Below are 26,433 nucleotides of genomic sequence, written 5' to 3' on the forward strand. Positions count from 1 at the left end.
TTCTATGAGGTAACATGAAAACATTTTTTAGAAACTATTGGACCTATTTTATTTCTTTCATCATTCCCCTAGTAATTATGTCAGGAGTCTATCTTTCTCAAGGTATCTACTGGAACAGTGATACTTCACCTTTATTAGGGGATGGATTTCATCAATATGTTATTTTTGATCTAAATCTTCGTAATATTTTACATGGGAGTGATAGTCTATTTTATACTTTTACCAGTGGTCTAGGTCTCAATTTTTATGCCTTGTCCAGTTATTACCTTGGTAGTTTTCTATCTCCTCTTGTTTATTTTTTTGATGTATCAAGCATGCCAGATGCAGTCTATCTGTCAACCTTGTTGAAATTTGGCTTGATAGGTCTGTCAACCTTTTTTAGCTTGAGTAAAATATTCAAAAATATACCTGCCCTACTTCGATTAGCTCTATCTACCTCATATGCATTAATGAGCTTTACAGTTAGTCAACTTGAGATTAAAACCTGGTTAGATGTTTTTATTTTAATCCCCTTAATTTTAACTGGTTTACATCTACTCATAACGGAAAAAAAACGTATTCTATACTTTACAAGTTTGTCAATCTTATTTATCCAAAACTACTATTTTGGTTATATGACTGCCCTGTTTTTGGCAGTTTGGTATTTTTGCCAACTTTCCTGGGATTTTAAAAGTCGCAAGTATTCTTTCCTTGATTTTTTCCTAACATCCTTACTCGCTGGTTTAACAAGTTTCATCATGACACTCCCAACCTTGTTTGATTTAAGAACTCATGGTGAAAAACTAACCGCTATTACAAAAATAAAAACAGATGCCAGTTGGTATCTAGATCTATTCGCTAAACAATTTATTGGTGCTTTCGATACAACTAAATATGGTTCTATCCCAATGATTTTTGTAGGCCTCCTTCCTTTTATCTTAACAATTGTATTCTTTACATTAAAATCAATTAAGTTTCACGTGAAACTATGCTATGCAACTCTACTCATTATCATCATTGCTAGTTTTTATCTAGAAGCCTTAGATCTATTTTGGCAAGGAATGCACGCGCCAAATATGTTTCTTCATCGCTATGCGTGGATTTTCTCTACTCTTTTGATTTATATATCTGCGGAAGTTTTAAATAGATTTAAGGATATTAAGTTATGGAATATTTTATTCTCAATGACTTTACTTTTATCTGGCTATTTGGCAACCATTTATTTTAAAAATCATTATTCATTTTTAACTAAATTAAATATACTCTTAACGCTTGAATTCTTAGTGGTATACTTACTGTTATTATTAGCACTTATTAAAAAACTGATTTCTCCAAAAATCTTTTCAATTCTTATTTTGATTTTTACAGTAAGTGAAATTAGTTTTAATGCTTCATCTCAACTAAATGGAATTACGAAAGAATGGGGATTTGCTTCTCGTAGTACCTATGATAAAGATATTCCAAGTATGGAAGCTATTTTGGAGTATACCAAACAGCAACCAGATACATTTACACGAACTGAAAAGTTACAAACTCAAACTGGAAACGATAGCATGAAATTTAACTACAATGGCATCTCACAATTTTCATCTGTTCGTAATCGTTCTGCAAGTACAACGTTAGATAAGTTGGGTTTTAAATCTTCAGGTACCAACCTTAATCTTCGTTATGCAAATAATACTATCATTGCAGATAGTTTATTTGGAATCAGCTACAATATTTCTGAAACCTATCCAGATAAATATGGTTTTCATCCAAGCTATCAAAAAGATAATCTAACCCTTTATAAAAATCAATTCGCTCTCCCAATTGCTTTTGCTACACAGTCTCTTTACAAAGATGTCACTTTTAATGATCATACTCTTGATAATCAAACTCAATTTTTAAATCAAATTGCTGGCTTAAATGAAGAGTACTTTTATCCGATAAATCATCATACAGACTCTGGTGACAACGTGGTCAATCTAAACGGAACTGATACTGAAGATGCAACTATCAGCTACAGTATTGAAGTACCTGATAATAGTCAGGTTTACCTTTCCATGACAAAGCTAAATTTTTCAAATGATAAGAAAAAGCAAGTTGACATCATTGTCAATGGTGAAAAAAAATCCTTTACCACAGATAATGCTTTTACATTTTTTAATCTTGGATATGCAGAACATAAACAAACTTTTGATATCCAGATTAAGTTCCCAGGAAATGCTCAAGTATCATTTGAATCTCCAACTTTCTATCGCTTAGATACTAAGAAATATACGGAGGCTATACGCAAAATAAAAGAAAATCCAGTAGAAGTGAGCTCTTATAAAAATAAAGTCACTGTAAATTATAAGGTAAAGAATGAGACATCGATCTTTTTCACAATTCCTTACGACCGAGGATGGTCTGCTTACCAAAATGGTAAAAAAATACAAATTCAACAGGCACAAACTGGATTTATGAAAATTGATGTTCCTGAAGGTGAAGGAACTATTACCCTTTCCTTTATTCCAAAAGGATTGGTTGCTGGTGCAAGTTGTTCTCTTATAGCCATTATTGTCTTTATTTTTTATGATATTCAAAGAAAAAAATATTCTAGATAAAAAAACAATCGACCGAATCGGTCGATTGTTTTTAGTCTTCTTCAACTTTTTTAGGTTGGTAGGCTAGCATTCCTAAAGCAACAAAAATCATTACTGTAAAGATAAGGAAAATAATCTGACTATGAATATTGCCTGTCATAGAAATGGTTTGTCGTAAACCTGAAACTGAATAACTCATAGGTAACCATGGATTAATAGTTTTAAAGAATTGATTCGTCAAAGCTAAAGGATAAGTTCCTGCACTTGATGCTAATTGAAGGAGTAATAAAATTAAGGAGAAGAAGGCGCCTAGGCGAGAATTCCAGGTTGTCAATGCTGTTACCATCGCCATGAAAGCAAGACTAGTTAAAATAATCAAAGCTAAGGTTTTGAATTCGTGAACTGCAGTCAGTCCGATTAAATGTACCCCACCATAAACTAATAATCCTGCCAAACCAGCAATGATACCGTTAATTTCAAAGCGAGACTTAAACCAAGCCCAGCGACTCTCTGGGTGGCGTCCAGAAGGTAATTTAGCAAAAATCATATTAGTTGAAATAGCAGCAACAAAAAGAGCAACTGATATCATATACGGAGCCATGGCAATCCCATTAACAGCAACTTGATCCGTATCAGTTTTTGAAAGACTTAGAGGATCAGCCAGTAAGTCTGCATTTTTTGGTTCAGTTGAAGCCTTATTCAATTGTTTATCAGCCTCTGTCAAACCTTGATTTAATTGACTTGAACCATCACTTAATTTTCCGAGTCCTGATTGTAAAATTTCAGATCCTTGAGCAAGTTGATCTGCTCCACTAGCTATTTTTTCAGAACCATTAGCCAGTTGATTTGCTCCTGAAACTAGCTGGTCTGATTTATCAGCTAATTGTTGAGAACCCGCTTGTAATTGATTAATTCCAGCAGTTAAATCTGATGTTTTATTGTTTACTTGGTTGACACCTGATGCAAGTTTATCAATTCCTGTTGCTAATTCTGGCCCATTCGCTGCTAATTTAGCAGTAGCACCTGTCAATGTAGAAGATTTTTCTGTTAACTGATTAGAGCCTTGTAGCAACTTATTGAAGCTTCCTGTCAAGTTCGAATTTTTCGAACTCAACTGACTTGCTCCTAAAGCTACTTGGTCTACAGATTTTGTATAGCTGTCAATACCAGATGCAAGAGTTTGACTAGCTGGCAATAACTGACCGTCAATTGCTGTTTGAACCTGTGTTAATCCACTTGACAAACTTGTCAATGTTGAAGAAGCAGTTGGTAATAATTGACTTGAGTGATTCTTTAATTGAGTTAAACTATTTGTTTGAGTGGTTACATTTTCTAAAGAAGATTGTAACGTTTGAACTGTAATTAAAATGGTTCGTACTGACTCACTAGTAGAAGATGATTGATTAGAAACCACAGAAGTTATCTCTGCCTGTTGGTCAGGAGTTAAGCTTTGATAAGCACTCGTAGATTGAATAGCTGATAAAGTAGTTTCTTTTTCAGATTGATTTGAAGTAATGATGCTTTGTGCTGAATTTGCAATCGTTGATAGACTACTAGAAAGCTGGTTTGTTACTTGTGTTATCTCTCCACTATCTGCTGTTTGAATATTTTGAATAGCTTGATTAAATTGATCTAAACTAGTTGCTAATTGTTTAATCTGATCTTTTTGTTGGGTTGTCCCATCTAATTGAGTAGAAAGTTCTTGAATACCTTGATTAAGTTGTGTTAATCCTGTACGTAGAGTCTCTGATTTTGTAGAAATCTGATTTGCACCTGATGATAGACTTTGAACTCCATTTGTATAAGTATCAATACCAAGTGAAAATTGATTTAATCCTGAATTGAGTTGAGAAACACCACCTGTATAGGCTTGTGTGCCTGCATCAAGTTGAGTCAATCCTGATACCAGTGCCGGTGTCTGTGAATTCAGTTGGTTTAATCCATTGTCGATTTGTGAAATAGCGCCTGTATATTGATTTAAACCAGTATTAAAATTACCAAGACCAAGATTTAACTGATTTACACCAGCTGTATAGGTTCCTAATCCTGTAGATAATTGATCAACACCATTAGAAAATGTGAGACTTGATTGAGCTAGGGTTTGAAGATTGGTTGATAAGGTTTGACTACCATCAGAAAGCTTATTCGAACCATCAGCCAACTGTAAACTTGCATTTGCCGCTTGAGATAAACCAAGTTTTAAATCCCCCATCTTATCAAATAAAGCTTTAGTATAAGATTGAGTAACTTTAGTAGCCACAGTCTGTTTGATTTGTGTCATGGCAGAATCACTCATCTTGCTTGCAATAAAACTATGACCACTTGATGTCTGATAGTCAATCGTCATCTGTTCAGGATGATTTGTAAGGATAGAAGAAGCTTTCTCAGAAAGATTACTTGGCAACGTTACAACCATGTAATAATCTCCATCCCACAGTCCTCTTTCTCCCTCACCTTCATCTACAAAATGAAAATCCAGACTATCACTATCTTTTAAATTAGACACCATGTCTTCACCAATAGTGAGCTTTTCATCATTATAAGTAGCAGCTTGATCCTTATTAACAATTGCTACAGGTAACTCCGAAAGTTTACCGTACGGATCCCACATTGATGATAAGAAAATGATATTGTAAAGAGCTGGAATTAAGGAAATTCCTATCATGACAATAATAAATGTCGGTTTTTTAAAGATTGCTTTCCATTCTTTAAACATATTGTCTCCTTTTTTAAACTACTTGTCTAAATTTTTGATATAATAGATTATACATAAAAAAATTAAAAAGACAAGATAAAAAATCCATTTTTAAACACATTGTCTAAAAATGTTCATCTGGAGGGAACATGCAAGAAAGTAATAAACGATTAAAAACTAAGCGCATTATCGAAAATGCTATGGTAGAATTATTGATGGAACAACCATTCGATCAGATTACAACTGTTAAATTAGCACAAAAAGCTGGAATTAGCCGCTCCAGTTTCTATACTCATTACAAAGATAAATACGATATGATTGAACATTACCAAAGTAAACTATTTCATACCTTCGAATATATCTTTCAAAAACATGCTAATCACAAACGAGATGCCATTCTAGAAGTATTTGAATACTTAGAATCAGAACCACTTCTAGCAGCTCTTTTATCTGAAAATGGAACCAAGGAAATTCAAAATTTCTTGAGAAATAAACTTCACATCCTACTGAGCACAGACCTTCAAAAACGTTTTATGCAACTCAAACTAAATGAAGTAGAATTAGAATACAGTAGCGTCTACCTAACAAATGCTCTCTTTGGAGTCTGTCAAACCTGGATTGCCCACGGAAAAAAAGAAAGTCCACAAGAAATCACGGACTTTTTAATGAAAATGTTAGGGGATACAAATTAATAAAAAGCTCTATAATAGTTATAGGGAATCAACCCCCTATGGATATTATGGAGCCTATTTTGTTGTTCTTATTAGGCTAATACTAATGTAATACAATTTCCTTAGTTTTATTTTCGGACACAAATCATTATCTATCCGTATGTTAGGTATGCCTCCCCTCATTACATCGGAAAAAGAATCAAAAAAGGAACACCAAATTAGTGTTCCTTTCATCTGACTCCGCCAGTAGGACTCGAACCTACGACATCATGATTAACAGTCATGCGCTACTACCAACTGAGCTATGGCGGATTAAATAGTCCGTACGGAATTCGAACCCGTGTTACCGCTATGAAAAGACGATTTCTTAACCAACGGACCCTCTACTTGTAGCAGATATAACCATTATATCAATTTATCAAAAATTGTCAATTACTTTTTTTGGTTTTTAGCCATTAGTTCTCTCAATTTTTTAGTTTTTAGGCGAGAGATAGGACAACGATGATCTTCATAAAATACAACTTCCATTTTTTTACGATCAATTTCTCTCACATTACCGATATTGACTAAAAATGACTTGTGAGCTAGATAAAAACGTTGGGTTTCCTTATCCTTTTCTTGAATATCTGTCATTGTTCCATAGAATTCTTTTGCAAAATTCTTACCTACAATTCGTAATTTATGAGAAGTTCCCGTTGTTTCAATGTAGAGAATATCATGATAAGGAATACAAAGATCATTTCCTTTATAACTATAATCAAAATAATCAACGACTGATTGGTTTTCAAGTAAAGTAGTCTTAGTGTAAAGCACACAGTCGGCAACTCTATTTTTAAAAACTTGATCACTGGTTTCTTTATCAATGAAATCCAATGCTGAAACTTTGTATTTATAAGTCAAAGTAGCAAATTCAGATCGACTTGTAATAAAAACAATAATGGCATAAGGATTGCGATGGCGAATAAATTGAGCAACCTCAAATCCTTTTCTCTCAATCCCATTGATATCAATATCTAGAAAATAAAGCTGATTGACTTCATCATGCTCAACATATTCCATAAACTCTCTCACTTTTCCTGTTGTTTTATAGGAGATAGGAATATTTATTTCCTTAGAAATTTTATTCAGAGTTGTTTCCAACCTTACTTGGTGTTCTATAATGTCTTCTAAAATCAATACTTTCATATCAGTTCCCTCTTAAATCTAATTACTTGTTTAAATACATCATTATCAATTTCTGTTTCTAAAATAACATTGTCATATTTTCCTAAAATTTCTTTAACATTATTAAGTCCAAGTCCTCTATGTCTTCCTTTAGTTGAAAATCCTAATTCAAATAAATCTTCGGATTTTACCTTTCTTTTTTTACAAGAGTTTTGGATGACAACTAAGGTTTCAAGATCCAACTTGATAATAGCTACCTCTAGTTGTTTTTGATAGCTTTCAACTGCCCCTTCAACAGCATTATTGAGCAGAACGCTCATCACGCGCACCAAATCTAACAGTTCCATAGACAAAGGGGTAATGATATCTTTTACCTCTAATGTGTACTCTACATCATTAGTTTTCGCATTGACAATAGATTGAGCAATCAAACTACGAAGTGCTGAATCCTCAATATTGTTCAAATCGAAATAGGTATACTTGTCTGAACGTAATTTTTGATTCGCCTTTACAAGTACTTCACTGTAAACTCTGTCAATTTCTTGTAAATCTTTACTTTCAATCGCCATTCTTAAGCTGACAAGCATACCTGTATAATCATGGCGAAAACCACGAATTTCATTATATAAGGTAACAATCTCATCCGTGTAAGTTTGTAAATGTTTTTGCTCAAACTTCTTTTGTTCCAATTCGATTTCTTTTTCTATCTGAACTTTGTGAGAATTCATGGAAAAGAAGGTCAAAAGTAGACAAACAAAAACAATAGAAGATAAAATACTTCCAAAACTGTTTAAATTGGGAAAAGTACTCACAATATCTGAAATAAATAAGAGGATATGTAAGGTGAAGAAAGCAACTAGCACATTTTTTAAAAATGGATAGAGGTAGTCTTTATCAAAATAGGTCATTTCCAAGTGGAAATAAGTAATGATTTTTTTGATTGCAAAATAAGTTAATGATAGAACTACAAAAAAGAAGAGTTCTTCATGCTGTATTACTAATTGATCTCCTATTATAGATGATAAAGTTACAGATATAAATGTATGGCTACTATTATATAGTAATGACAGTAGTATACTGATAAATCCTGCTTGATACTTATCGTATTTTTTAAAAATTTTTAGATATGCGTAGAGAAAAATAGGAAATAAAAATTTTTCAAATCCTAATCCAGATAAGGAAATAAAATCAAAGCAAAATTCAGCTAAAAGTTGGAATAAAAATAGATAAATTCCAAACCAATATCTTTCTTTTCTTGCTATCTTACAAATTATTCCATAACTAATTGTTAGAATATAGATATGAAGAAAAATTGTTCCTAATATAACTAAATTCATTATAGCTCCCTATCTTACCACTATTTTATATTATTTTGAAAATAATTTTTTTATAATATGAGGTAATCTTATATCCCCACCTCTGATTTCCTGCAGTTCTTTTTCGTTCAATTCTTGGAAATCTTTCATTTGAGCAAAATCTGTATTCTTTTTCATAATATAAACTCCTATAATGTTTTTCTTGTAAATTAACTTACAAAAATATTATATAAAATCTACGATTCCTATAGAGAATTATTTCTCAAATGCTCAAATTTTATTCTGAAATGTCAAATTTTTACAAAAAAAGCTGGGATTTTTTCCCAGCTTACGATTTAACACTGATCCCAGCAGGATTCGAACCTGCGACCGTTCGCTTAGAAGGCGAATGCTCTATCCAGCTGAGCTATGAGACCTTACTAATCTATCTTATCAAAAAAAGCTAGCTTAGTCAATCATCTATTTATGATAGGGAGAGCCCTGTTGAATCGAAAACGCTCTATAAATTTGTTCTACTAAGACTAATCTCATTAGTTGATGGGGAAGTGTCAATCTCCCAAAACTAACAGAGAGATTGGCTCTTTTTTTCACCTCTGGAGATAGTCCTAAACTCCCACCAATGATAAAAGTGATTGTCGAAAATCCATTGATAGAAGCCCTTTCAAGCTGCTTACTGAACTCTTCAGAAGAAAAAGTTGTTCCTTCAATGGCTAAAACAACTACAAAATCACGTTCCCCTACTTTAGCAAGAATGCGGTTCCCTTCCAACTCCAAAATCTTTTGATTTTCAGATTCGCTGGCCCGATCTGGTGTTTTTTCATCAGCCAACTCAATCATTTCTAGATTAGCAAATCGTGAAATTCTCTTGGAGTATTCTGCTATGCCATCTTTGAGATATTTTTCTTTCAGTTTTCCAACTGTTACCACTTTAATTTTCATTCTTCTATTCTAACATATTCACACTCAATTTCACATCTTATTCACAGATAAGATTTTGAAAAACTTCAATAAATTCACAGGTTTTCGAAAGTTATCCACAAGTTGTGAAAAACTTTTTGTTTTTAAGCTTGGATTAAGCTAGCTATTTTATACTTTCATTGATTAAAAAACATGGAGGCTTCTATGAAAAACTTAAAAACTAGTTCCAAAAAATGGGGACAACTTTTAGTAGTCATTCTCATTAGCTTTTTTAGTGGTATTTTAGGTACTTTTACCACATTACAGCTCAGTCAAAAACAAAATAGTGGTACGACAACTACAACGACTGTCAGCAAAACAGCTGTAAAAAATGAAAACTCAACTACACAGGCAGTAGATAAAGTTAAAGATGCTGTTGTATCTGTCATTACTTACTCATCAAACTCTCAAAACAGTTTACTCGGATCTGATGAAACTGATACAGATACCAATTCTGAACAAGTATACAGCGAAGGTTCTGGTGTCATTTATAAAAAGGAAGGGGATACTGCTTACCTTGTAACTAATACTCACGTTATTAATGGTGCTAAAAAAGTTGATATTCGTTTAGCAGATGGCACAAAAGTACCTGGTGAAATTGTGGGTTCTGATACTTATTCAGATATTGCCGTTGTAAAAATTGCTGCAGATAAGGTCACAACAGTAGCCGAATTTGGTGATTCTAGTCAATTAACAGTTGGAGAAACAGCTATTGCAATCGGTAGTCCTCTAGGTTCTGAATATGCCAATACTGTGACACAGGGGATTGTATCAAGTTTAAATAGAAATGTCTCTCTAAAATCTGAAGACGGACAAGCTATCTCAACCAATGCTATCCAAACAGATACAGCTATTAACCCTGGGAACTCAGGTGGTCCTTTGATTAATATCCAAGGCCAAGTTATCGGTATTACATCAAGTAAGATTGCCTCTAATGGTGGAACATCTGTCGAAGGTCTTGGTTTTGCCATTCCTGCAAACGATGTAATCAATATTATTAAGCAGTTGGAAAAAGATGGAAAAGTAACTCGACCTGCTCTTGGAATCCACATGGTTAACTTATCAAATCTTAGTACAACTGATCTTCAAAAACTAAAACTTCCTGGAAATGTTACTTCTGGTGTAGCTGTTCGTTCTGTTCAAAAAAATATGCCTGCCAATGGACATCTGCAACAATATGACGTCATTACAAAAATAGATGATAAAGCTATTTCTTCCACTACTGAATTGCAAAGTGCTCTATATAGTCATTCTATTGGAGACAGTATGACTGTTACTTACTACCGTAATGGTAAGGAAGAAACAACAACTATTAAATTAGATAAAAGTACTAGTGATTTAGATAAGTAGTTTACAGATATGTAAAGTTGCTTTACAGAATATCTAAGTTGTGTTAATGTAGAATTATGGAAGAATTTAAAATTGTTCAAATAAAAGATATTCAAAAAAATCCCTATCAACCTCGTAAGGAATTTTCAGAAGAAAAAATACAAGAACTGGCACAATCTATTAAGGAAAACGGCTTGATTCAGCCTATTATCGTTAGAAAATCTCCAGTACTTGGATACGAAATTTTAGCTGGAGAAAGGCGGTATCGTGCTTCAATTGCTGCTGGACTTTCAGAAGTTCCAGTCATTGTTAAGCAACTTTCTGATCAAGATATGATGCTTCATTCTATCATTGAGAATCTCCAACGAGAAAATTTAAATCCTATCGAGGAAGCTAAAGCATATCAGTCCTTAATTGATAAAGGTTTTACCCACACAGAAATTGCTGAAAAAATGGGGAAATCTCGACCTTATATTACAAACCTAGTTCGATTGTTAGGATTACCTAAACATATCCTGACAGAAGTTGAAAGTGGTAGACTTTCTCAAGCTCATGCTAGACTCCTCATTCAATTATCAAGTGATAAACAAGACAAACTCTTGAATCGTATTCAAACTGAAAATCTCTCTGTTCGACAAGTTGAACAAATACTACAAAAAACGAAGAAGAGCAGCAAAAAAGAAAAAGACCACTTTGTCAAAGACGAAGAGCAAAAATTGAAAAAAATACTCGGATTAGATGTTCAGATTAAGCTACAAAAAAAAGATAGTGGTAAAATTTCAATTTCCTTCCATAACCAAGATGAATACCAACAATTTATTAACAGCCTGAAATAAGGCTGTTATTTTAGTATTCTTAACGAACATAGTTATCCACTGCATTTTAGTTTTTAAAAGCCCAGTATTTCAGAATTTTTCTTAGTTATCCACATTTTGTGGATAACATTTAAAAACATTGTTAATTGTTTTCCACAACTTGTGGAAAAATAATCTTATCTATGGTAAAATGATTCTATCAATAAACCTTTTAAATTCTATAGTAAAGGAGGAGAAAATCATTGAAGGAAAAACAATTTTGGAATCGTCTTTTAGAACTTGCACATGATAAATTAACTCAGTCAGTTTATGATTTCTATATTTTAGACGCAAAACTGGTTAAAGTTGAAGAGAATACTGCAACGATTTTCTTACCCCGCGATGAAATGCAGATATTCTGGGAACGAAATATCAATGGAATGCTTTTAGCAGCAGGTTTTGAAATCTATGATACTGAAATAAAAGCTCATTATATCTTCACGAAAGTTGAAGAAGCTAGCTCACAAGTAGCTTTCGAGTCTGAACCTGACAACAATTATCAACCAATTCCATCCACTATTCCATATTCTGAAACTGGACTCAAGGAAAAGTATACTTTCGATAATTTTGTTCAAGGGGATGGTAATGTTTGGGCTAAGTCTGCTGCTTTGGCTGTTTCTGAAGATCCAGGATTAACTTACAATCCTCTATTTATCTACGGAGGGCCTGGACTTGGAAAAACTCACCTGTTAAATGCCCTTGGAAATGAAATTCTAAAAAAGAGCCCAAATGCGCGTGTAAAATACATACCTGCTGAAAGCTTCATTAATGAATTCCTAGAGCATTTGAGACTCAATGATATGGAAAAATTCAAGAAAACTTACCGTAGTTTAGACCTCCTACTCATTGATGATATTCAATCACTTAGTGGAAAGAAAGTACAAACTCAGGAAGAATTTTTCAATACATTTAACGCCCTTCACAATAATAATAAACAGATTGTTTTGACGAGTGACCGTAGACCTGAACATTTAGAGAGTCTGCCTGAACGTCTGGTCACGCGCTTCTCGTGGGGATTAACGACAGATATCACACCACCTGATTTTGAAACACGTATTGCTATTTTACAGAGTAAGACTGAACATCTCAACTATCACTTTCAGAATGATACACTCGAATATCTGGCTGGACAATTTGACTCTAACGTGCGAGAACTCGAGGGAGCACTCAACGACATAAGCCTAATGGCCAAAGTCAAAAAGATTAACGATATCACAGTTGACATTGCAGCTGAAGCTATTCGTGCTCGTAAACAAGACGTTAGCAAAATGATCGTGATTCCAATTGATAAAATCCAGACAGAAGTTGGAAACTTCTATGGTGTTAGTGTCAAGGAAATGAAAGGAACTAGACGTGTTCAAAATATTGTTTTAGCCCGTCAAGTTGCCATGTATCTAGCCAGAGAAATGACTGATAATAGCCTTCCTAAGATTGGAAAAGAGTTTGGTGGTAAAGACCACACAACGGTCATTCACGCTCATGGAAAAATCAAATCCATGCTTGAAACAGATGATAATTTACGTATAGAAATTGAAAACATCAAAAAGAAAATTAAATAACTTGTGGATAACTTTTTAAAAATTCTCTTATTTATCCACATCTTTTAAACAAGGCTCTGTCCTTGAGTTTTCTTGATTACAAGTGTTTTTCCACAGATTTCACACGCTCTATTATTACTATTATCCTTCTAATAATAAAAAGAATAAAGGAGAATCCATGATTCATTTTTCAATTAATAAAAACTTATTTTTACAAGCTTTAAATACAACAAAGAGAGCTATTAGCTCAAAGAATGCAATTCCTATTTTATCGACTGTAAAAATTGATGTTACCAATGAAGGAATTACCTTGATTGGATCAAATGGTCAAATCTCAATCGAAAATTTTATCTCGCAAAAAAATGAAAATGCAGGTCTCTTGATTAACTCTTTAGGTTCAGTTCTACTGGAAGCTTCTTTCTTTATCAATGTTGTTTCAAGTCTTCCAGATGTAACACTTGATTTTAAAGAGATTGAACAAAAGCAAATTGTCTTAACTAGTGGAAAATCAGAGATTACTCTTAAAGGAAAAGATAGTGAGCAATATCCACGTATTCAGGAAATTTCTGCAAGCAATCCTTTAGTTCTTGAAACAAAACTTCTTAAAAAGATTATCAATGAAACAGCTTTTGCAGCTAGTACCCAAGAAAGCCGTCCTATTTTGACAGGTGTCCACTTTGTTTTAAGCAACCACAAAGAATTAAAAACAGTTGCGACAGATTCTCACCGTCTCAGTCAGAAAAAATTGACACTTGAAAAAAATAGCGATGATTTTGATGTTGTCATCCCAAGTCGTTCGCTACGCGAATTTTCAGCTGTTTTTACGGATGATATCGAAACAGTAGAGATTTTCTTCGCCAATAATCAAATTCTCTTTAGAAGTGAAAATATTAGCTTCTACACACGTCTCTTAGAAGGAAATTATCCAGATACCGATCGATTGATTCCAACAGATTTCAATACAACAGTGACTTTTGACGTTGCTAAACTACGCCAGTCTATGGAACGTGCTCGACTCTTATCAAGTGCGACACAAAATGGTACTGTTAAATTAGAAATTAAAGAAGGAGTTGTAAGTGCTCATGTTCATTCTCCAGAAGTAGGGAAAGTAAACGAAGAAATTGACACTGAAAATGTAAGTGGTGCTGATTTGACGATTAGTTTCAACCCAACTTATTTGATTGAAGCACTAAAAGCTTTGAATAGCGAAAAAGTTACAATCAGCTTTATTTCAGCAGTTCGTCCATTTACTCTAGTTCCAGCTGATACAGATGAAGATTTCATGCAGCTCATCACGCCAGTTCGCACAAATTAATGGAAAGAGGTTGAGCCTAGCTCGCCTCTTTTATGATATAATCGAAAAAGAAAAAGGAGATTAACTATGTATCAAGTTGGAAATTTTGTTGAAATGAAAAAACCACACGCTTGTACAATCAAATCAACAGGTAAAAAAGCCAATCGTTGGGAAATTACCCGTGTTGGTGCAGATATCAAAATAAAATGTAGCAATTGTGATCATGTGGTCATGATGAGTCGCTATGATTTTGAAAGAAAAATGAACAAAATCATCGACTAGGAACCCCATAGTAAGAGGGTTAGCAAGTTTTCCCTTTTTGTGTTATAATATTGAAGATTGAAATGTGAACGGAGAATGAGAAACTATGGCTTTAACAGCAGGTATTGTAGGTTTACCAAACGTTGGTAAATCAACCCTATTTAATGCAATTACAAAAGCAGGAGCAGAGGCTGCAAACTATCCTTTTGCGACCATTGATCCAAACGTTGGAATGGTAGAAGTTCCAGATGAACGCCTCCAAAAATTGACGGAAATGATTACTCCTAAAAAGACAGTTCCAACAACCTTTGAATTTACAGATATTGCAGGGATTGTAAAAGGAGCATCAAGAGGAGAAGGTCTTGGGAATAAATTCTTGGCCAACATCCGTGAAGTTGATGCGATTGTTCATGTGGTTCGTGCCTTTGATGATGAAAATGTCATGCGTGAGCAAGGTCGTGAAGATGCCTTTGTGGATCCGCTAGCAGATATTGATACCATTAACCTAGAGTTGATTCTTGCTGATTTAGAATCAGTCAATAAACGCTATGCGCGTGTAGAAAAAATGGCGCGTACGCAAAAAGATAAGGAATCAGTTGCAGAATTTAACGTTCTCCAAAAGATTAAACCTGTTCTTGAAGATGGAAAATCAGCTCGTACCATTGAATTTACAGATGAAGAGCAAAAAGTTGTCAAAGGACTCTTTCTCTTGACAACGAAACCAGTTCTTTATGTAGCTAACGTTGATGAGGATGTGGTTGGAGACCCAGAATCTATCGATTATGTGAAACAAATTCGTGAATTCGCAGCAACAGAAAATGCAGAGGTAGTGGTTATCTCTGCGCGTGCTGAAGAAGAAATTTCTGAGTTAGATGATGAAGATAAAAAAGAGTTTCTTGAAGCCATTGGTTTGACAGAATCAGGTGTGGATAAGTTGACTCGTGCAGCATATCATTTGTTAGGACTTGGAACTTACTTCACAGCCGGTGAAAAAGAAGTTCGTGCTTGGACCTTTAAACGTGGCATGAAAGCTCCTCAAGTAGCTGGTATCATCCACTCTGACTTCGAAAAAGGTTTTATTCGTGCAGTGACCATGTCCTATGATGATTTGATTAAATACGGCTCTGAAAAGGCTGTAAAAGAAGCAGGACGTTTGCGTGAAGAAGGAAAAGAATATGTCGTGCAAGATGGCGATATTATGGAATTCCGCTTTAACGTTTAATCAATATTTTAAATAATGTCAATTAGGTTGGAAAAAAATTCCAACCCTTTTGACTTTTGAAAGGAAATATAAATGACAAAATTACTTGTAGGATTGGGAAATCCAGGAGATAAATATTTTGAAACTAAACATAATGTTGGCTTTATGCTGATTGACCAACTAGCAAAAAAACATAATGTTACCTTTACACACGATAGGATATTCCAAGCTGAACTAGCTTCATTTTTCCTTAATGGGGAAAAAATTTATCTGGTGAAACCGACGACTTTTATGAATGAAAGTGGAAAAGCTGTTCATGCATTGTTAACTTATTATGGTTTAGATATTGAAGATTTACTGATCATTTACGATGACCTTGACATGGAAGTCGGAAAAATTCGTCTTCGTGCTAAAGGATCAGCTGGTGGTCATAATGGAATTAAGTCGATTATTCAACATATTGGTACACAGGTTTTCAATCGTGTAAAGATTGGTATTGGTAGACCTAAAAAAGGAATGTCTGTTGTTCACCATGTTTTGAGTAAGTTTGATCAAGAAGATTATATTGGCATTTTACAGTCAATTGACAAGGTTGACGATGCTGTAAATTATTATTTACAAGAAAAAAACTTTGAAAAGACGATGCAGAAATATAATGGGTAAGGAAATGGCATTAATCGATTTCTTTTTAGAGAATAAACAAATTCTATCTTGGCATGAGAACTTACCACAGAAACAAAGACAATTATTACTAGGTCTTTCTGGCTCAGCAAAATCGTTAGCGATTGCTAGTAGTCTGAAGAGCCAGGATAAGGTTTTAGTGATGACTTCCACATATGGAGAAGCTGAGCGTCTGATTAATGATCTAATCTCCATATTAGGTTCGGATCTGGTTTATCCATTTCTAGTAGATGATTCACCAATGGTTGAATTTTTGGTATCATCTCAGGAAAAGATTTTTTCTCGGGTTGAAGCTTTGCGTTTTCTAAGAGATGAGTCTCAAAGAGGGATTTTAGTTTGTAACGTCGCAACTAGTCGAGTATTCTTGCCGAATCCTCAAGTTTTTGATGATAGTATCTTAGAACTTCAAGTGGGGCAAGAATGCGAACAAAGAGAATTAAAAAATCACTTGATTTCTCTTGGGTATAAGAAAGTTACACAAGTTCAAAGTCAGGGAGAATTTAGCCTTCGTGGAGATATTCTAGACATATTTGAAACCTCTCAAATATGTCCTTATCGGATTGAATTTTTCGGTGATGAGATTGATGGCATTAGAGAATTTGATACTGAAACTCAATTATCAAAAGATAGTCAAACTCAAGTACTAATCTATCCAGCTAGTGATATTTTGTTAACGAATGAAGATTATCATCGTGGTCAGAAATTTTTAGAACATGAGATTGATAAGGCACTTTCTCCAACTTTGAAGTCATATCTAGAGGAAGTCTATAGTAGTGCTAAGCAACAGAGTATCCATTCTGATATTCGCAAGTTTTTGTCTGTATTTTATAAAAAACAGTGGACCTTGATAGACTATTTGAATCAAGTTCCTGTTATATTTGATGATTTTCAAAAAATCATGAACCAGTACGATGCTTTTGATAAGGAAACAGCTAGCTACTTTACAGAGGATTTACACAATAGTAAAGCTGTATCAAGTTTACAATATTTTGCTGATGTAGAAAGTCAGTTTAAAAAATATTTACCAGTTAGCTTCTTTTCTAATTTTCAAAAGGGACTTGGAAATCTAAAATTTGAACATCTTTATCAATTTAATCAATATCCAATGCAAGAGTTTTTCAATCAATTTTCTTTTTTAAAAGAAGAAATTGAGCGTTATAAAAAATTGAAGTATACGATTGTTCTTCAGTCAAGTAGCAAAACTGAACTTAAAAAATTATCGACTATTCTTGATGAATACGGTATTAAAGTTGACAGTAGTAACAAAAGTGATATCTGTAAAGGAACTGTCAACCTTGTTGAAGGAAATCTTCGTCATGGCTTTCACTTTGTAGATGAAAATCTTGTATTTATAACTGAATATGAAATTTTCAAAAAGAAGGTTAAACGTAAATATAGAAGACAAAATATCAGCAATGCTGAGAGATTAAAGGACTATAATGAGCTTCAAAAAGGCGATTATGTTGTTCATCAAATTCATGGGATTGGTCAATATTTAGGAATAGAAACGATTGAAATCAAAGGTATTCACCGAGATTATGTGACTATTCAATATCAAAACGGCGATCGTATTTCTATTCCTGTAGAACAAATTCAAACCTTATCTAAATATGTTTCAAGTGATGGAAAGGCTCCAAAATTAAATAAACTAAATGATGGGCATTTTAAAAAGGCTAAGCAAAAAGTTAAAAATCAAGTTGAAGATATCGCAGATGATTTAATTAAATTGTACGCTGAGAGAAGTCAACTTAGAGGGTATGCATTTTCAAAAGATGATGAAGATCAAGTTGCTTTTGATGAGGCTTTTCCGTATGTTGAAACTGAAGATCAACTACGAAGTATAGAAGAAATCAAAAAAGATATGCAGACTCCTCAACCTATGGATCGACTCTTAGTTGGAGACGTTGGTTTTGGTAAGACAGAAGTTGCTATGCGAGCTGCATTTAAGGCTGTCAATAATCATAAACAAGTAGTAGTTTTAGTTCCAACAACAGTTCTTGCGCAACAACATTACAGTAATTTTAAGGAAAGATTTGAGCAATTTGCTGTAAACGTAGATGTTTTGAGTCGCTTTAGAAGTAAAAAAGAACAGATTGAGACACTTGAGAAATTAAAAAAAGGTCAAGTGGACATCTTGATAGGAACTCATAGAGTTTTGTCTAAAGATGTTGAGTTTGCTGATTTAGGGTTAATCATTATTGATGAGGAGCAACGTTTTGGTGTTAAACATAAAGAAGCACTCAAGGAATTAAAAAAGAAGGTTGATGTCTTAACCTTGACAGCTACACCAATTCCTCGAACCCTCCATATGTCTATGTTAGGTATTAGAGATTTATCTGTCATCGAAACTCCTCCAACCAATCGATATCCCGTTCAAACCTATGTTCTTGAACAAAATGATTATGTCATTCGAGATGCTGTATTGAGAGAAATTGATCGTGGTGGTCAGGTTTACTATCTTTACAATAAAGTTGACACGATTGAAAAGAAGGTTTCAGAATTACAAGAACTAATTCCTGAAGCTTCTATTGGTTTTGTTCATGGTCAAATGAGTGAAATTCGTTTGGAGAATACACTACTTGATTTCATTGAAGGCGAATATGACATTTTAGTAACTACGACAATCATTGAAACAGGTGTAGATATTCCAAATGCTAATACCTTATTTATTGAAAACGCAGATCATATGGGCTTGTCAACCTTGTATCAATTAAGAGGCCGGGTTGGTCGTAGTAATCGAATTGCTTATGCTTATCTCATGTATAGACCAGACAAATCTTTGACAGAAGTTTCAGAAAAGAGATTAGAAGCTATCAAAGGTTTTACCGAATTAGGTTCTGGTTTCAAAATTGCTATGCGTGATTTATCCATTCGTGGAGCTGGAAATCTATTAGGAAGTTCGCAGTCTGGCTTTATCGATTCTGTTGGTTTTGAGTTGTACTCTCAGTTGTTAGAAGAAGCAATAGCTAAGAAAAATGGAACTGACAAAAAACGTGAAAAAGGAAATGCTGAGTTACTCCTACAAATCGATGCCTATCTCCCAGATGATTATATATCGGATGAAAGACATAAAATTGAAATTTACAAGAGAATTCGTCAGATTGACAATCGTGTCAACTATGAAGAATTACAAGATGAGTTGATCGATCGTTTTGGAGAATATCCAGATGTAGTTGCTTATCTTTTAGAAATTGGATTAGCCAAAGCATATCTTGATAAAGTATTTGTTAATCGAGTTGAAAGAAAAAATAATAAACTTATCGTTCAATTTGAAAAAATTTCGCAACAATTATTTTTAACACAAGATTATTTCCAGGCTCTTTCTCAGACAAGTTTGAAGGCTAATATTTCAGAAAATCAAGGTTTAATCGAAGTTGTTTTTGATATTCGTAATAAAAAGGATTATGAGATTTTAGAAGGTCTTTTAACTTTTGGAGAATCATTAGCAAACATAAAAGATTCAAAAGAGTCGAATTAGGTATGACATTTTTCTTCTATAAAAGGGATAAAAATGGTACAATAATAATTTGAGGTAATAAAAATGAGATTAGATAAATATTTAAAAGTATCAAGAATTATTAAGCGTCGTACAGTAGCTAAAGAAGTTGCAGATAAGGGACGTATCAAGGTAAATGGTATTCTTGCTAAGAGTTCTACAGATTTAAAAATCAATGACCAAGTTGAAATTCGTTTTGGAAATAAATTGTTGCTCGTAAAAGTGTTAGAAATGAAAGATAGCACTAAAAAAGAAGATGCTGCAGGTATGTATGAAATTATCAGCGAAACAAGGGTAGAAAACGATGTATAAAAAAATTGTACAAATGAATAATTCTTTTATTCAAAATGAACACCAACGTCGTAAATACTTGATGGAAGAACGACAAAGACGAAATCGTTTTATGGGCTGGGTTTTGATTTTGATTATGTTGTTGTTCATCCTACCAACCTATAATTTGACTCAAAGTTATCAGCAACTACTCGAACGTCGCCAACAGTTAGCCAATCTGAAAAAACAGTATCAAGAATTGAGCGATGAAAAAGATAAAGAATCAAATCTTGCAACCAAATTAAAGGATGAAACATACGCAGCCAAGTATTTGCGTGCAAAATATTACTATTCAAAATCATGGGAGGAAGTTTATACTATTCCGGACTTACTTCCTAGGTAATGTAAAATGGAAAATTTATTAGATATTGTAGAAAAGTTTTTAAGTCAATCAGATGAAAAATTAGAAGAGTTAGCTCAAAAAAATCATCTGTTACGGCTACAAGAAGAAGAGGAAAAAAAGAATGCGTAAATTTTTAGTGATATTACTACTTCCTATTTTTTTAAAAAGTGTCCAAGTAGTAAGCACTGAGAATCCAGTTATCATTCCAAACCAAGAAGTTTATTCCTTAACCCACGCTTCGTATCATTTTTACTATCAAGATGTTATAGAATCTCCAAAATTTTATGGTGAAACGTCTGTTTATTCTACAGAAGATTTGATTAAAGAATCAGGAAAAGTCAATGCAGATACAACATTATCTGTTTTAGAATGGAGATTAAATAAACAAGGACAGCCTGTGTTTAAATTGTCAAATAATCAATTTGTGATGGCTGATAAACGACTTTTATACGATAGTTCAATTGTCAACGATTTTTCTAAACGAGTATGGTTAGAACCAGGATTTGTCGTTTATAATAGTCCTTATGATCAACAAGAATTAAAGTCTACTTTAGCAGCTTATCAAGAGGTTGAAGCAGATATGTCTATTTTTGCTGAAGGTCGTGAATTCTTACATATCAAACAAATTGGTTGGATTTCGACGGATTACATTTCCAACGATGACAATCGTATCCAGAAAGTACAAGAGTTGTTATCTGCGAATTATCAAAATGAACAGTTTTCTATTTATGTTAAACAATTGAGCACGGGTAAGGAAGCTGGAATTAATGAAGATCAAAAAATGTACGCTGCTAGTGTTATGAAATTGCCTTATCTTTATTATGTTCAAGAAAAAATCAATCAAGGTGATTACCAACTTGACACGAAATTGAAGTACCTTTCTGAAGTAAATGATTTCCCTGGTTCTTATAAACCCGAAGGAAGTGGAAGCCTCCCTAAAACAGCGGACAATAAAGACTACACTCTCAAAGATTTAATTACAAAGACAGCGAAAGAATCTGACAATGTAGCTCATAATATTCTTGCTTATTATATTACGAATAAATCAGATGAAGCTTTTAAAAAAGAAATGGCTACTATCGCAGGTGAAGAGTGGAACGTAACAGAGAAGTTAGCTTCAGCTAAAATGGCTGGTCAAGTTATGGAATCTATTTATAATCAGAATGGTTTTGTTTTAGAATCGCTATCGCAAACAGCTTTTGATAATCAGAGGATTGCTAAGAATATTTCTGCTAAGGTAGCCCATAAAATTGGGGATGCAGATGAATTTAAACACGATGTAGGAATAGTCTATACAGATTCTCCTTTCATTATTTCAATCTTTACCAAAAATTCTGATTATGATACCATTTCTAAAATTGCTAAGGATGTCTATGAGGTCCTAAAATGAGAGACCAATATTTTTTAAATCATTTTCTAGAAAAAGGTTATTTTAAAGATCATTCACGAGTTGTACTAGCCTTATCTGGTGGATTGGATTCGATGTTTCTCTTTCACCTCCTATCAACCTACCAAGAAGAACTCGGGATAGAATTATTTTTAGCTCATGTAAACCATAAACAACGACCAGAATCAGATGATGAAGAAATTGAATTAAGAAAACTAGCTGAACAAGTTGGAGTTCCAATTTACGTAGCTCATTTTACTGGAGATTTTTCAGAAGCAAATGCTCGTCAATTTCGCTATGATTTTTTTAGAGAAGTAATTGAGAAAACTTCCTCTACAGCCCTTGTAACAGCTCATCATGCAGATGATCAGGCTGAAACGATTTTTATGCGATTGATTCGAGGTGTTAGGTTGCAACACTTATCAGCTATAAAAGAGAGACAAACGTTTGATAAGGGAGAGTTAATTCGTCCTTTGCTGTCTTTTTATAAGAGGGATTTTCCTGAAGTTGAGCATTTTGAAGATAGGACGAATAAAGAAAATCATTATTTTCGCAATCGAGTTCGTAATATTTACTTACCACAACTGGAAAAAGAAAATATTCAGCTAAAGAGAGCGTTTTTAGAGTTTGGAAAAGAAGCATTTGACTATCAAATTGCTCTGACTGAATTATCTCAAACAGTCAATGTGGAAGATTTAACTCAGTTTTTATTTTTTTCTGAGGCAACACAGCGAATTTTACTACAACAATACCTTAGTTGTTTTGCTGATTTAAATGTAACAAGAGAACAATTTCAAGAAATTCATCATATTTTAAAAACTAAAAGTCAATATCGCCATTGTATAAAAAATGGTTATGAACTTGTAAAAGAATATCAGCACTTTCGAATTTGTAAAATCAGACCAAAGTCTGATGAAAAAAGTAGTGAGTGTGTGTTAAACTATCAAAATCAAGTTTATTATGAAGGTTTTCTATTTTCATTTGGAATTCCTCTAGAAGGGGAAAATATTCAAAAGATGAATGTTTCTCGTGAAACATCGTTGATTTTAAGGCATCGACAGCCTGGTGATTATTTGATAAAAAATGGTCATCGTAAAAAACTAAGGCGACTTTTTATTGATTTAAAAATTCCTAAAGAAAGACGAGAAAAAGCTATTATCATTGAGCAATTTGGAAAAATTTGTTCAGTTTTAGGAATTGAAATCAGTGATTTGAGTAAAAAAATGAAAAATGATATAATGAACACTGTACTTTATATAGAAAAAATAGATAGGTAAAATCATGTTAGAAAAAGATATCAAGAAAATTTTGATTTCACAAGATGAAATTACAGAAGCAGCTAAAAAATTAGGTGCTCAGTTGACAAAAGATTATGAGGGTAAAAATCCGATTTTAGTTGGAATTTTAAAAGGTTCTATTCCTTTTATGGCAGAATTGGTGAAATATATTGATACACATCTTGAAATGGACTTTATGATGGTCTCTAGCTATCATGGTGGGACTGTAAGTAGTGGTGTCATTAATATTAAACAAGACGTAACTCAAGATATTAAAGGTCGACATGTTGTCTTTGTAGAAGATATCATTGACACTGGTCAAACCTTGAAAAGTTTGAGAGATATGTTTACTGAAAGAGAAGCAGCTTCTGTGAAGATTGTTACCATGCTTGATAAACCAGAAGGTCGCACTGTAGAAATCGAAGCAGATTATACATGTTTTACAATTCCAAATGAATTTGTTGTAGGATATGGACTAGACTATAATGAAAACTATCGTAACCTTCCTTATGTAGGTGTATTGAAAGAGGAAGTTTACTCAAAATAGAAGGGTAAGTGTTTGAATGCAAAAACAAAATAATGGTTTCATAAAAAATCCATTTCTTTATTTGTTGATGATTTTCTTGCTAGTGACAGGATTTCAGTACTTTTTTGCTGGCAGATCCGCTGGTCATAGTCAACAAATTAAGTACTCAGAATTGGTTCAGGAAATCACTAACGACAATGTAAAAGAAATGACCTACCAACCAAGTGGTAGTGTTATTGAAGTGTATGGTGTCTACAAAAATGCTAAGACAGAGAAACAGGAAACGGGAATTCAATTTTTTACCCCCTCTGCTACAAAAGTAGAGAAATTTACAAGTATTGTCCTCCCATCAGATACAACTGTAGCGGATTTGCAAAAGTTAGCAAGTGAACACCAAACTCAGATTGAAGTGAAACACGAAAGCTCAAGTGGTATGTGGATTAACATCCTGGTTTCAGTAGTACCATTTGCTATCTTATTCTTCTTCCTCTTCTCTATGATGGGAAATATGGGCGGAAATAGTGGACGTAATCCAATGAGCTTTGGACGTAGTAAAGCTAAAGCTGCTAATAAAGAAGATATCAAAGTTCGCTTCTCAGATGTCGCAGGCGCAGAGGAAGAAAAACAAGAACTTGTTGAAGTTGTTGAATTCTTAAAAGATCCAAAACGATTTACAAAATTGGGTGCCCGGATTCCAGCTGGAGTTCTCTTAGAAGGACCTCCGGGAACTGGTAAAACATTACTTGCCAAAGCAGTCGCAGGAGAAGCTGGTGTACCATTCTTTAGTATTTCAGGTTCTGACTTTGTAGAAATGTTTGTTGGTGTCGGTGCGAGCCGTGTACGTTCTCTCTTTGAGGACGCAAAAAAAGCAGCACCAGCTATTATCTTCATTGATGAAATTGATGCCGTTGGTCGCCAACGTGGTGTTGGTTTAGGTGGAGGTAATGATGAACGAGAACAAACCTTAAACCAACTCTTGATTGAAATGGATGGTTTTGAAGGAAATGAAGGAATTATTGTCATTGCGGCAACGAACCGTTCAGATGTTTTAGATCCAGCCCTTCTTCGTCCAGGTCGTTTTGATAGAAAAGTATTGGTTGGTCGTCCAGATGTTAAGGGACGCGAAGCAATTTTGAAAGTCCATGCTAGAAATAAACCTTTAGCTGAAGATGTAGATTTGAAATTGGTAGCACAACAAACTCCAGGTTTTGTTGGTGCCGATTTGGAAAATGTATTGAATGAAGCAGCTTTAGTTGCAGCTCGTCGTAATAAATCAGTGATTGATGCTTCTGATATTGATGAAGCTGAAGATCGTGTTATCGCTGGACCATCTAAGAAAGACAAGACAGTTTCACAAAAAGAACGTGAATTGGTTGCCTACCATGAGGCAGGACACACCATTGTCGGTCTAGTATTGTCAAATGCCCGTGTTGTTCATAAAGTTACCATAGTACCACGTGGACGTGCAGGCGGATATATGATTGCACTTCCTAAAGAAGACCAAATGCTTTTATCTAAAGAAGATATGAAAGAGCAATTAGCTGGTTTGATGGGTGGACGTGTTGCTGAAGAAATCATCTTTAATGTCCAAACAACAGGTGCATCAAACGACTTTGAGCAAGCTACACAAATGGCGCGTGCAATGGTTACAGAGTATGGTATGAGTGAAAAACTTGGGCCTGTTCAATACGAAGGAAATCATGCAATGTTTGGTGCTCAAACTCCACAAAAATCTATTTCAGAGCGTACAGCTTATGAAATTGACGAAGAAGTTCGAGCATTGTTGAATGAAGCACGTAATAAAGCAGCTGAAATTATTCAATCAAATCGTGAAACGCATAAATTGATTGCAGAAGCCTTATTAAAATATGAAACATTGGATAGTACACAAATCAAATCTCTTTACGAAACAGGGAAAATGCCTGAATCAGTAGAAGAGGAATCACGTGCCCTATCATATGATGAAGTCAAATCAAAAATGGCTGAAGAAAATTAATTATCTTAAATACTATAAACAGAGGGGGCACAAGTTTTCTCTGTTTTTTTAAAAAAAGTTGAGGGAACTCTAATTTAAATCAAAGATTTCTCTCAAAATAAAATACAAGTTTACTTATGTTAATGCTCTCTTAGAGGAAATGATTCGAATTTTCTGAAAATAAGAATGCAATAGTTACTTGAGTAATATGAAGAAATGTTTTCCAAAAATGATATGTGCTTCATAAAAAAATTAACCGAAACTCTGGGCAGACGAACGATTTAAAGGCCGCAAAGCCCTTCTCAGAGAGCTGAAGGAAACATTACAAGACTTCTAAAAAAAAATTTAAAAAAGGTGTTGACAAAGCAAAAAAAGTCGGTATAATAGTAAGAGTTGAAAATAACAACTCTGGTCCGTTGGTCAAGGGGTTAAGACACCGCCTTTTCACGGCGGTAACACGGGTTCGAATCCCGTACGGACTATAGTATGTTACAGATGAAACACTAGATGAAAAAAAATAAAAAAAGTTTCAAAAAAGTGTTGACAAGCGAAAGCTGCTGTGATATACTAATATAGTTGTCACTTGAGAGAAGAG

General features: G+C 33.9%; 22 protein-coding genes and 3 tRNA genes. 18 read left to right on the forward strand and 7 right to left on the reverse strand.

The window, feature by feature from the left end; genetic code table 11:
• Positions 1 to 14: 14 nt before the first annotated feature.
• On the forward strand, positions 15 to 2,564 hold the full coding sequence (locus ACESOD_RS09315; protein WP_373095371.1) for a YfhO family protein: 2,550 nt from the start codon (positions 15 to 17) through the stop codon (positions 2,562 to 2,564).
• Between the two features lie 31 nt (positions 2,565 to 2,595).
• On the opposite strand, the gene ACESOD_RS09320 is transcribed toward ACESOD_RS09315, so the two are convergent.
• Complete coding sequence (locus ACESOD_RS09320; RefSeq protein ID WP_373095374.1) at positions 2,596 to 5,259, reverse strand: YhgE/Pip family protein; 2,664 nt, start codon at positions 5,257 to 5,259, stop codon at positions 2,596 to 2,598.
• Positions 5,260 to 5,387: 128 nt separating this feature from the next.
• Here ACESOD_RS09320 and ACESOD_RS09325 point away from each other — a divergent pair, with 128 nt between their 5' ends.
• Positions 5,388 to 5,930 (forward strand): TetR/AcrR family transcriptional regulator, encoded by a 543-nt coding sequence (locus tag ACESOD_RS09325; protein ID WP_001158257.1) that lies wholly within the window; start codon positions 5,388 to 5,390, stop codon positions 5,928 to 5,930.
• A 217-nt stretch (positions 5,931 to 6,147) separates the two neighbouring features.
• On the opposite strand, the gene ACESOD_RS09330 is transcribed toward ACESOD_RS09325, so the two are convergent.
• The 6 genes from ACESOD_RS09330 to rlmH all read right to left on the reverse strand — a co-directional run bounded on the left by ACESOD_RS09330 (position 6,148) and on the right by rlmH (position 9,328).
• A tRNA-Asn gene (locus ACESOD_RS09330) sits at positions 6,148 to 6,221 on the reverse strand.
• A gap of 120 nt (positions 6,222 to 6,341) precedes the next feature.
• The gene (gene comE, locus ACESOD_RS09335; RefSeq protein ID WP_373095378.1) at positions 6,342 to 7,094 is read right to left on the reverse strand and encodes a competence system response regulator transcription factor ComE; all 753 of its coding nucleotides are present in this window, start codon (positions 7,092 to 7,094) and stop codon (positions 6,342 to 6,344) included.
• A complete protein-coding gene (gene comD, locus ACESOD_RS09340) occupies positions 7,091 to 8,410 on the reverse strand; it encodes a competence system sensor histidine kinase ComD (protein ID WP_001054986.1) in 1,320 nt (439 codons plus the stop codon). The genes comE and comD overlap by 4 nt, the downstream gene beginning before the upstream one ends.
• Before the next feature lie 30 nt (positions 8,411 to 8,440).
• Complete coding sequence (locus ACESOD_RS09345; protein ID WP_007555225.1) at positions 8,441 to 8,566, reverse strand: ComC/BlpC family leader-containing pheromone/bacteriocin; 126 nt, start codon at positions 8,564 to 8,566, stop codon at positions 8,441 to 8,443.
• Positions 8,567 to 8,731: 165 nt separating this feature from the next.
• A tRNA-Arg gene (locus ACESOD_RS09350) sits at positions 8,732 to 8,805 on the reverse strand.
• Between the two features lie 43 nt (positions 8,806 to 8,848).
• Positions 8,849 to 9,328 carry a 23S rRNA (pseudouridine(1915)-N(3))-methyltransferase RlmH gene (gene rlmH / locus ACESOD_RS09355; protein ID WP_000695942.1) on the reverse strand — a complete coding sequence of 160 codons (480 nt, stop codon included), beginning with the start codon at positions 9,326 to 9,328 and terminating at the stop codon, positions 8,849 to 8,851.
• Between the two features lie 183 nt (positions 9,329 to 9,511).
• Between rlmH and ACESOD_RS09360 the strand changes: the two genes are divergently transcribed.
• The 16 genes from ACESOD_RS09360 (at position 9,512) to ACESOD_RS09435 (ending at position 26,320) form a co-directional block, all read left to right on the forward strand.
• Positions 9,512 to 10,696 carry a S1C family serine protease gene (locus ACESOD_RS09360; RefSeq protein ID WP_373095382.1) on the forward strand — a complete coding sequence of 395 codons (1,185 nt, stop codon included), beginning with the start codon at positions 9,512 to 9,514 and terminating at the stop codon, positions 10,694 to 10,696.
• 56 nt (positions 10,697 to 10,752) lie between these two features.
• Complete coding sequence (locus ACESOD_RS09365; RefSeq protein WP_049508355.1) at positions 10,753 to 11,511, forward strand: ParB/RepB/Spo0J family partition protein; 759 nt, start codon at positions 10,753 to 10,755, stop codon at positions 11,509 to 11,511.
• A 221-nt stretch (positions 11,512 to 11,732) separates the two neighbouring features.
• Positions 11,733 to 13,088 carry a chromosomal replication initiator protein DnaA gene (dnaA, locus tag ACESOD_RS09370; protein ID WP_373095386.1) on the forward strand — a complete coding sequence of 452 codons (1,356 nt, stop codon included), beginning with the start codon at positions 11,733 to 11,735 and terminating at the stop codon, positions 13,086 to 13,088.
• A 157-nt stretch (positions 13,089 to 13,245) separates the two neighbouring features.
• On the forward strand, positions 13,246 to 14,382 hold the full coding sequence (gene dnaN, locus ACESOD_RS09375; RefSeq protein ID WP_049508360.1) for a DNA polymerase III subunit beta: 1,137 nt from the start codon (positions 13,246 to 13,248) through the stop codon (positions 14,380 to 14,382).
• A 66-nt stretch (positions 14,383 to 14,448) separates the two neighbouring features.
• A complete protein-coding gene (locus ACESOD_RS09380) occupies positions 14,449 to 14,643 on the forward strand; it encodes a DUF951 domain-containing protein (protein WP_000285188.1) in 195 nt (64 codons plus the stop codon).
• An 85-nt stretch (positions 14,644 to 14,728) separates the two neighbouring features.
• Entirely contained in the window at positions 14,729 to 15,844 is a 1,116-nt protein-coding gene (gene ychF / locus ACESOD_RS09385) for a redox-regulated ATPase YchF (RefSeq protein WP_373095391.1), read from the forward strand.
• A gap of 72 nt (positions 15,845 to 15,916) precedes the next feature.
• Positions 15,917 to 16,486, forward strand: coding sequence for an aminoacyl-tRNA hydrolase (gene pth / locus ACESOD_RS09390; RefSeq protein ID WP_373095394.1), 570 nt, complete (start codon positions 15,917 to 15,919; stop codon positions 16,484 to 16,486).
• Positions 16,479 to 19,982: a transcription-repair coupling factor gene (gene mfd / locus ACESOD_RS09395; protein WP_373095397.1), complete on the forward strand. Its 3,504-nt coding sequence runs from the start codon at positions 16,479 to 16,481 to the stop codon at positions 19,980 to 19,982. Before pth ends, mfd begins: the two co-directional genes overlap by 8 nt.
• A 63-nt stretch (positions 19,983 to 20,045) precedes the next feature.
• A complete protein-coding gene (locus ACESOD_RS09400; RefSeq protein WP_001234970.1) occupies positions 20,046 to 20,312 on the forward strand; it encodes an RNA-binding S4 domain-containing protein in 267 nt (88 codons plus the stop codon).
• Positions 20,305 to 20,673 (forward strand): septum formation initiator family protein, encoded by a 369-nt coding sequence (locus ACESOD_RS09405; RefSeq protein WP_075228438.1) that lies wholly within the window; start codon positions 20,305 to 20,307, stop codon positions 20,671 to 20,673. The genes ACESOD_RS09400 and ACESOD_RS09405 overlap by 8 nt, the downstream gene beginning before the upstream one ends.
• Positions 20,674 to 20,679: 6 nt before the next feature.
• Positions 20,680 to 20,802, forward strand: coding sequence for an SP_0009 family protein (locus ACESOD_RS09410; RefSeq protein ID WP_045762396.1), 123 nt, complete (start codon positions 20,680 to 20,682; stop codon positions 20,800 to 20,802).
• Positions 20,795 to 22,063, forward strand: a complete 1,269-nt coding sequence (locus ACESOD_RS09415) for a serine hydrolase (protein WP_373095401.1) — start codon at positions 20,795 to 20,797, stop codon at positions 22,061 to 22,063. Before ACESOD_RS09410 ends, ACESOD_RS09415 begins: the two co-directional genes overlap by 8 nt.
• Positions 22,060 to 23,337 carry a tRNA lysidine(34) synthetase TilS gene (tilS, locus tag ACESOD_RS09420; protein WP_373095404.1) on the forward strand — a complete coding sequence of 426 codons (1,278 nt, stop codon included), beginning with the start codon at positions 22,060 to 22,062 and terminating at the stop codon, positions 23,335 to 23,337. The genes ACESOD_RS09415 and tilS overlap by 4 nt, the downstream gene beginning before the upstream one ends.
• A gap of 4 nt (positions 23,338 to 23,341) precedes the next feature.
• Positions 23,342 to 23,884, forward strand: a complete 543-nt coding sequence (gene hpt / locus ACESOD_RS09425) for a hypoxanthine phosphoribosyltransferase (protein WP_373095407.1) — start codon at positions 23,342 to 23,344, stop codon at positions 23,882 to 23,884.
• Between the two features lie 16 nt (positions 23,885 to 23,900).
• Complete coding sequence (gene ftsH, locus ACESOD_RS09430) at positions 23,901 to 25,859, forward strand: ATP-dependent zinc metalloprotease FtsH (RefSeq protein WP_373095410.1); 1,959 nt, start codon at positions 23,901 to 23,903, stop codon at positions 25,857 to 25,859.
• A gap of 389 nt (positions 25,860 to 26,248) precedes the next feature.
• Positions 26,249 to 26,320: transfer RNA gene (locus ACESOD_RS09435), tRNA-Glu, on the forward strand.
• Positions 26,321 to 26,433: the final 113 nt, after the last annotated feature.

Source organism: Streptococcus oralis (genome assembly GCF_964238205.1).
GTDB classification, from domain to species: domain Bacteria; phylum Bacillota; class Bacilli; order Lactobacillales; family Streptococcaceae; genus Streptococcus; species Streptococcus oralis_CZ.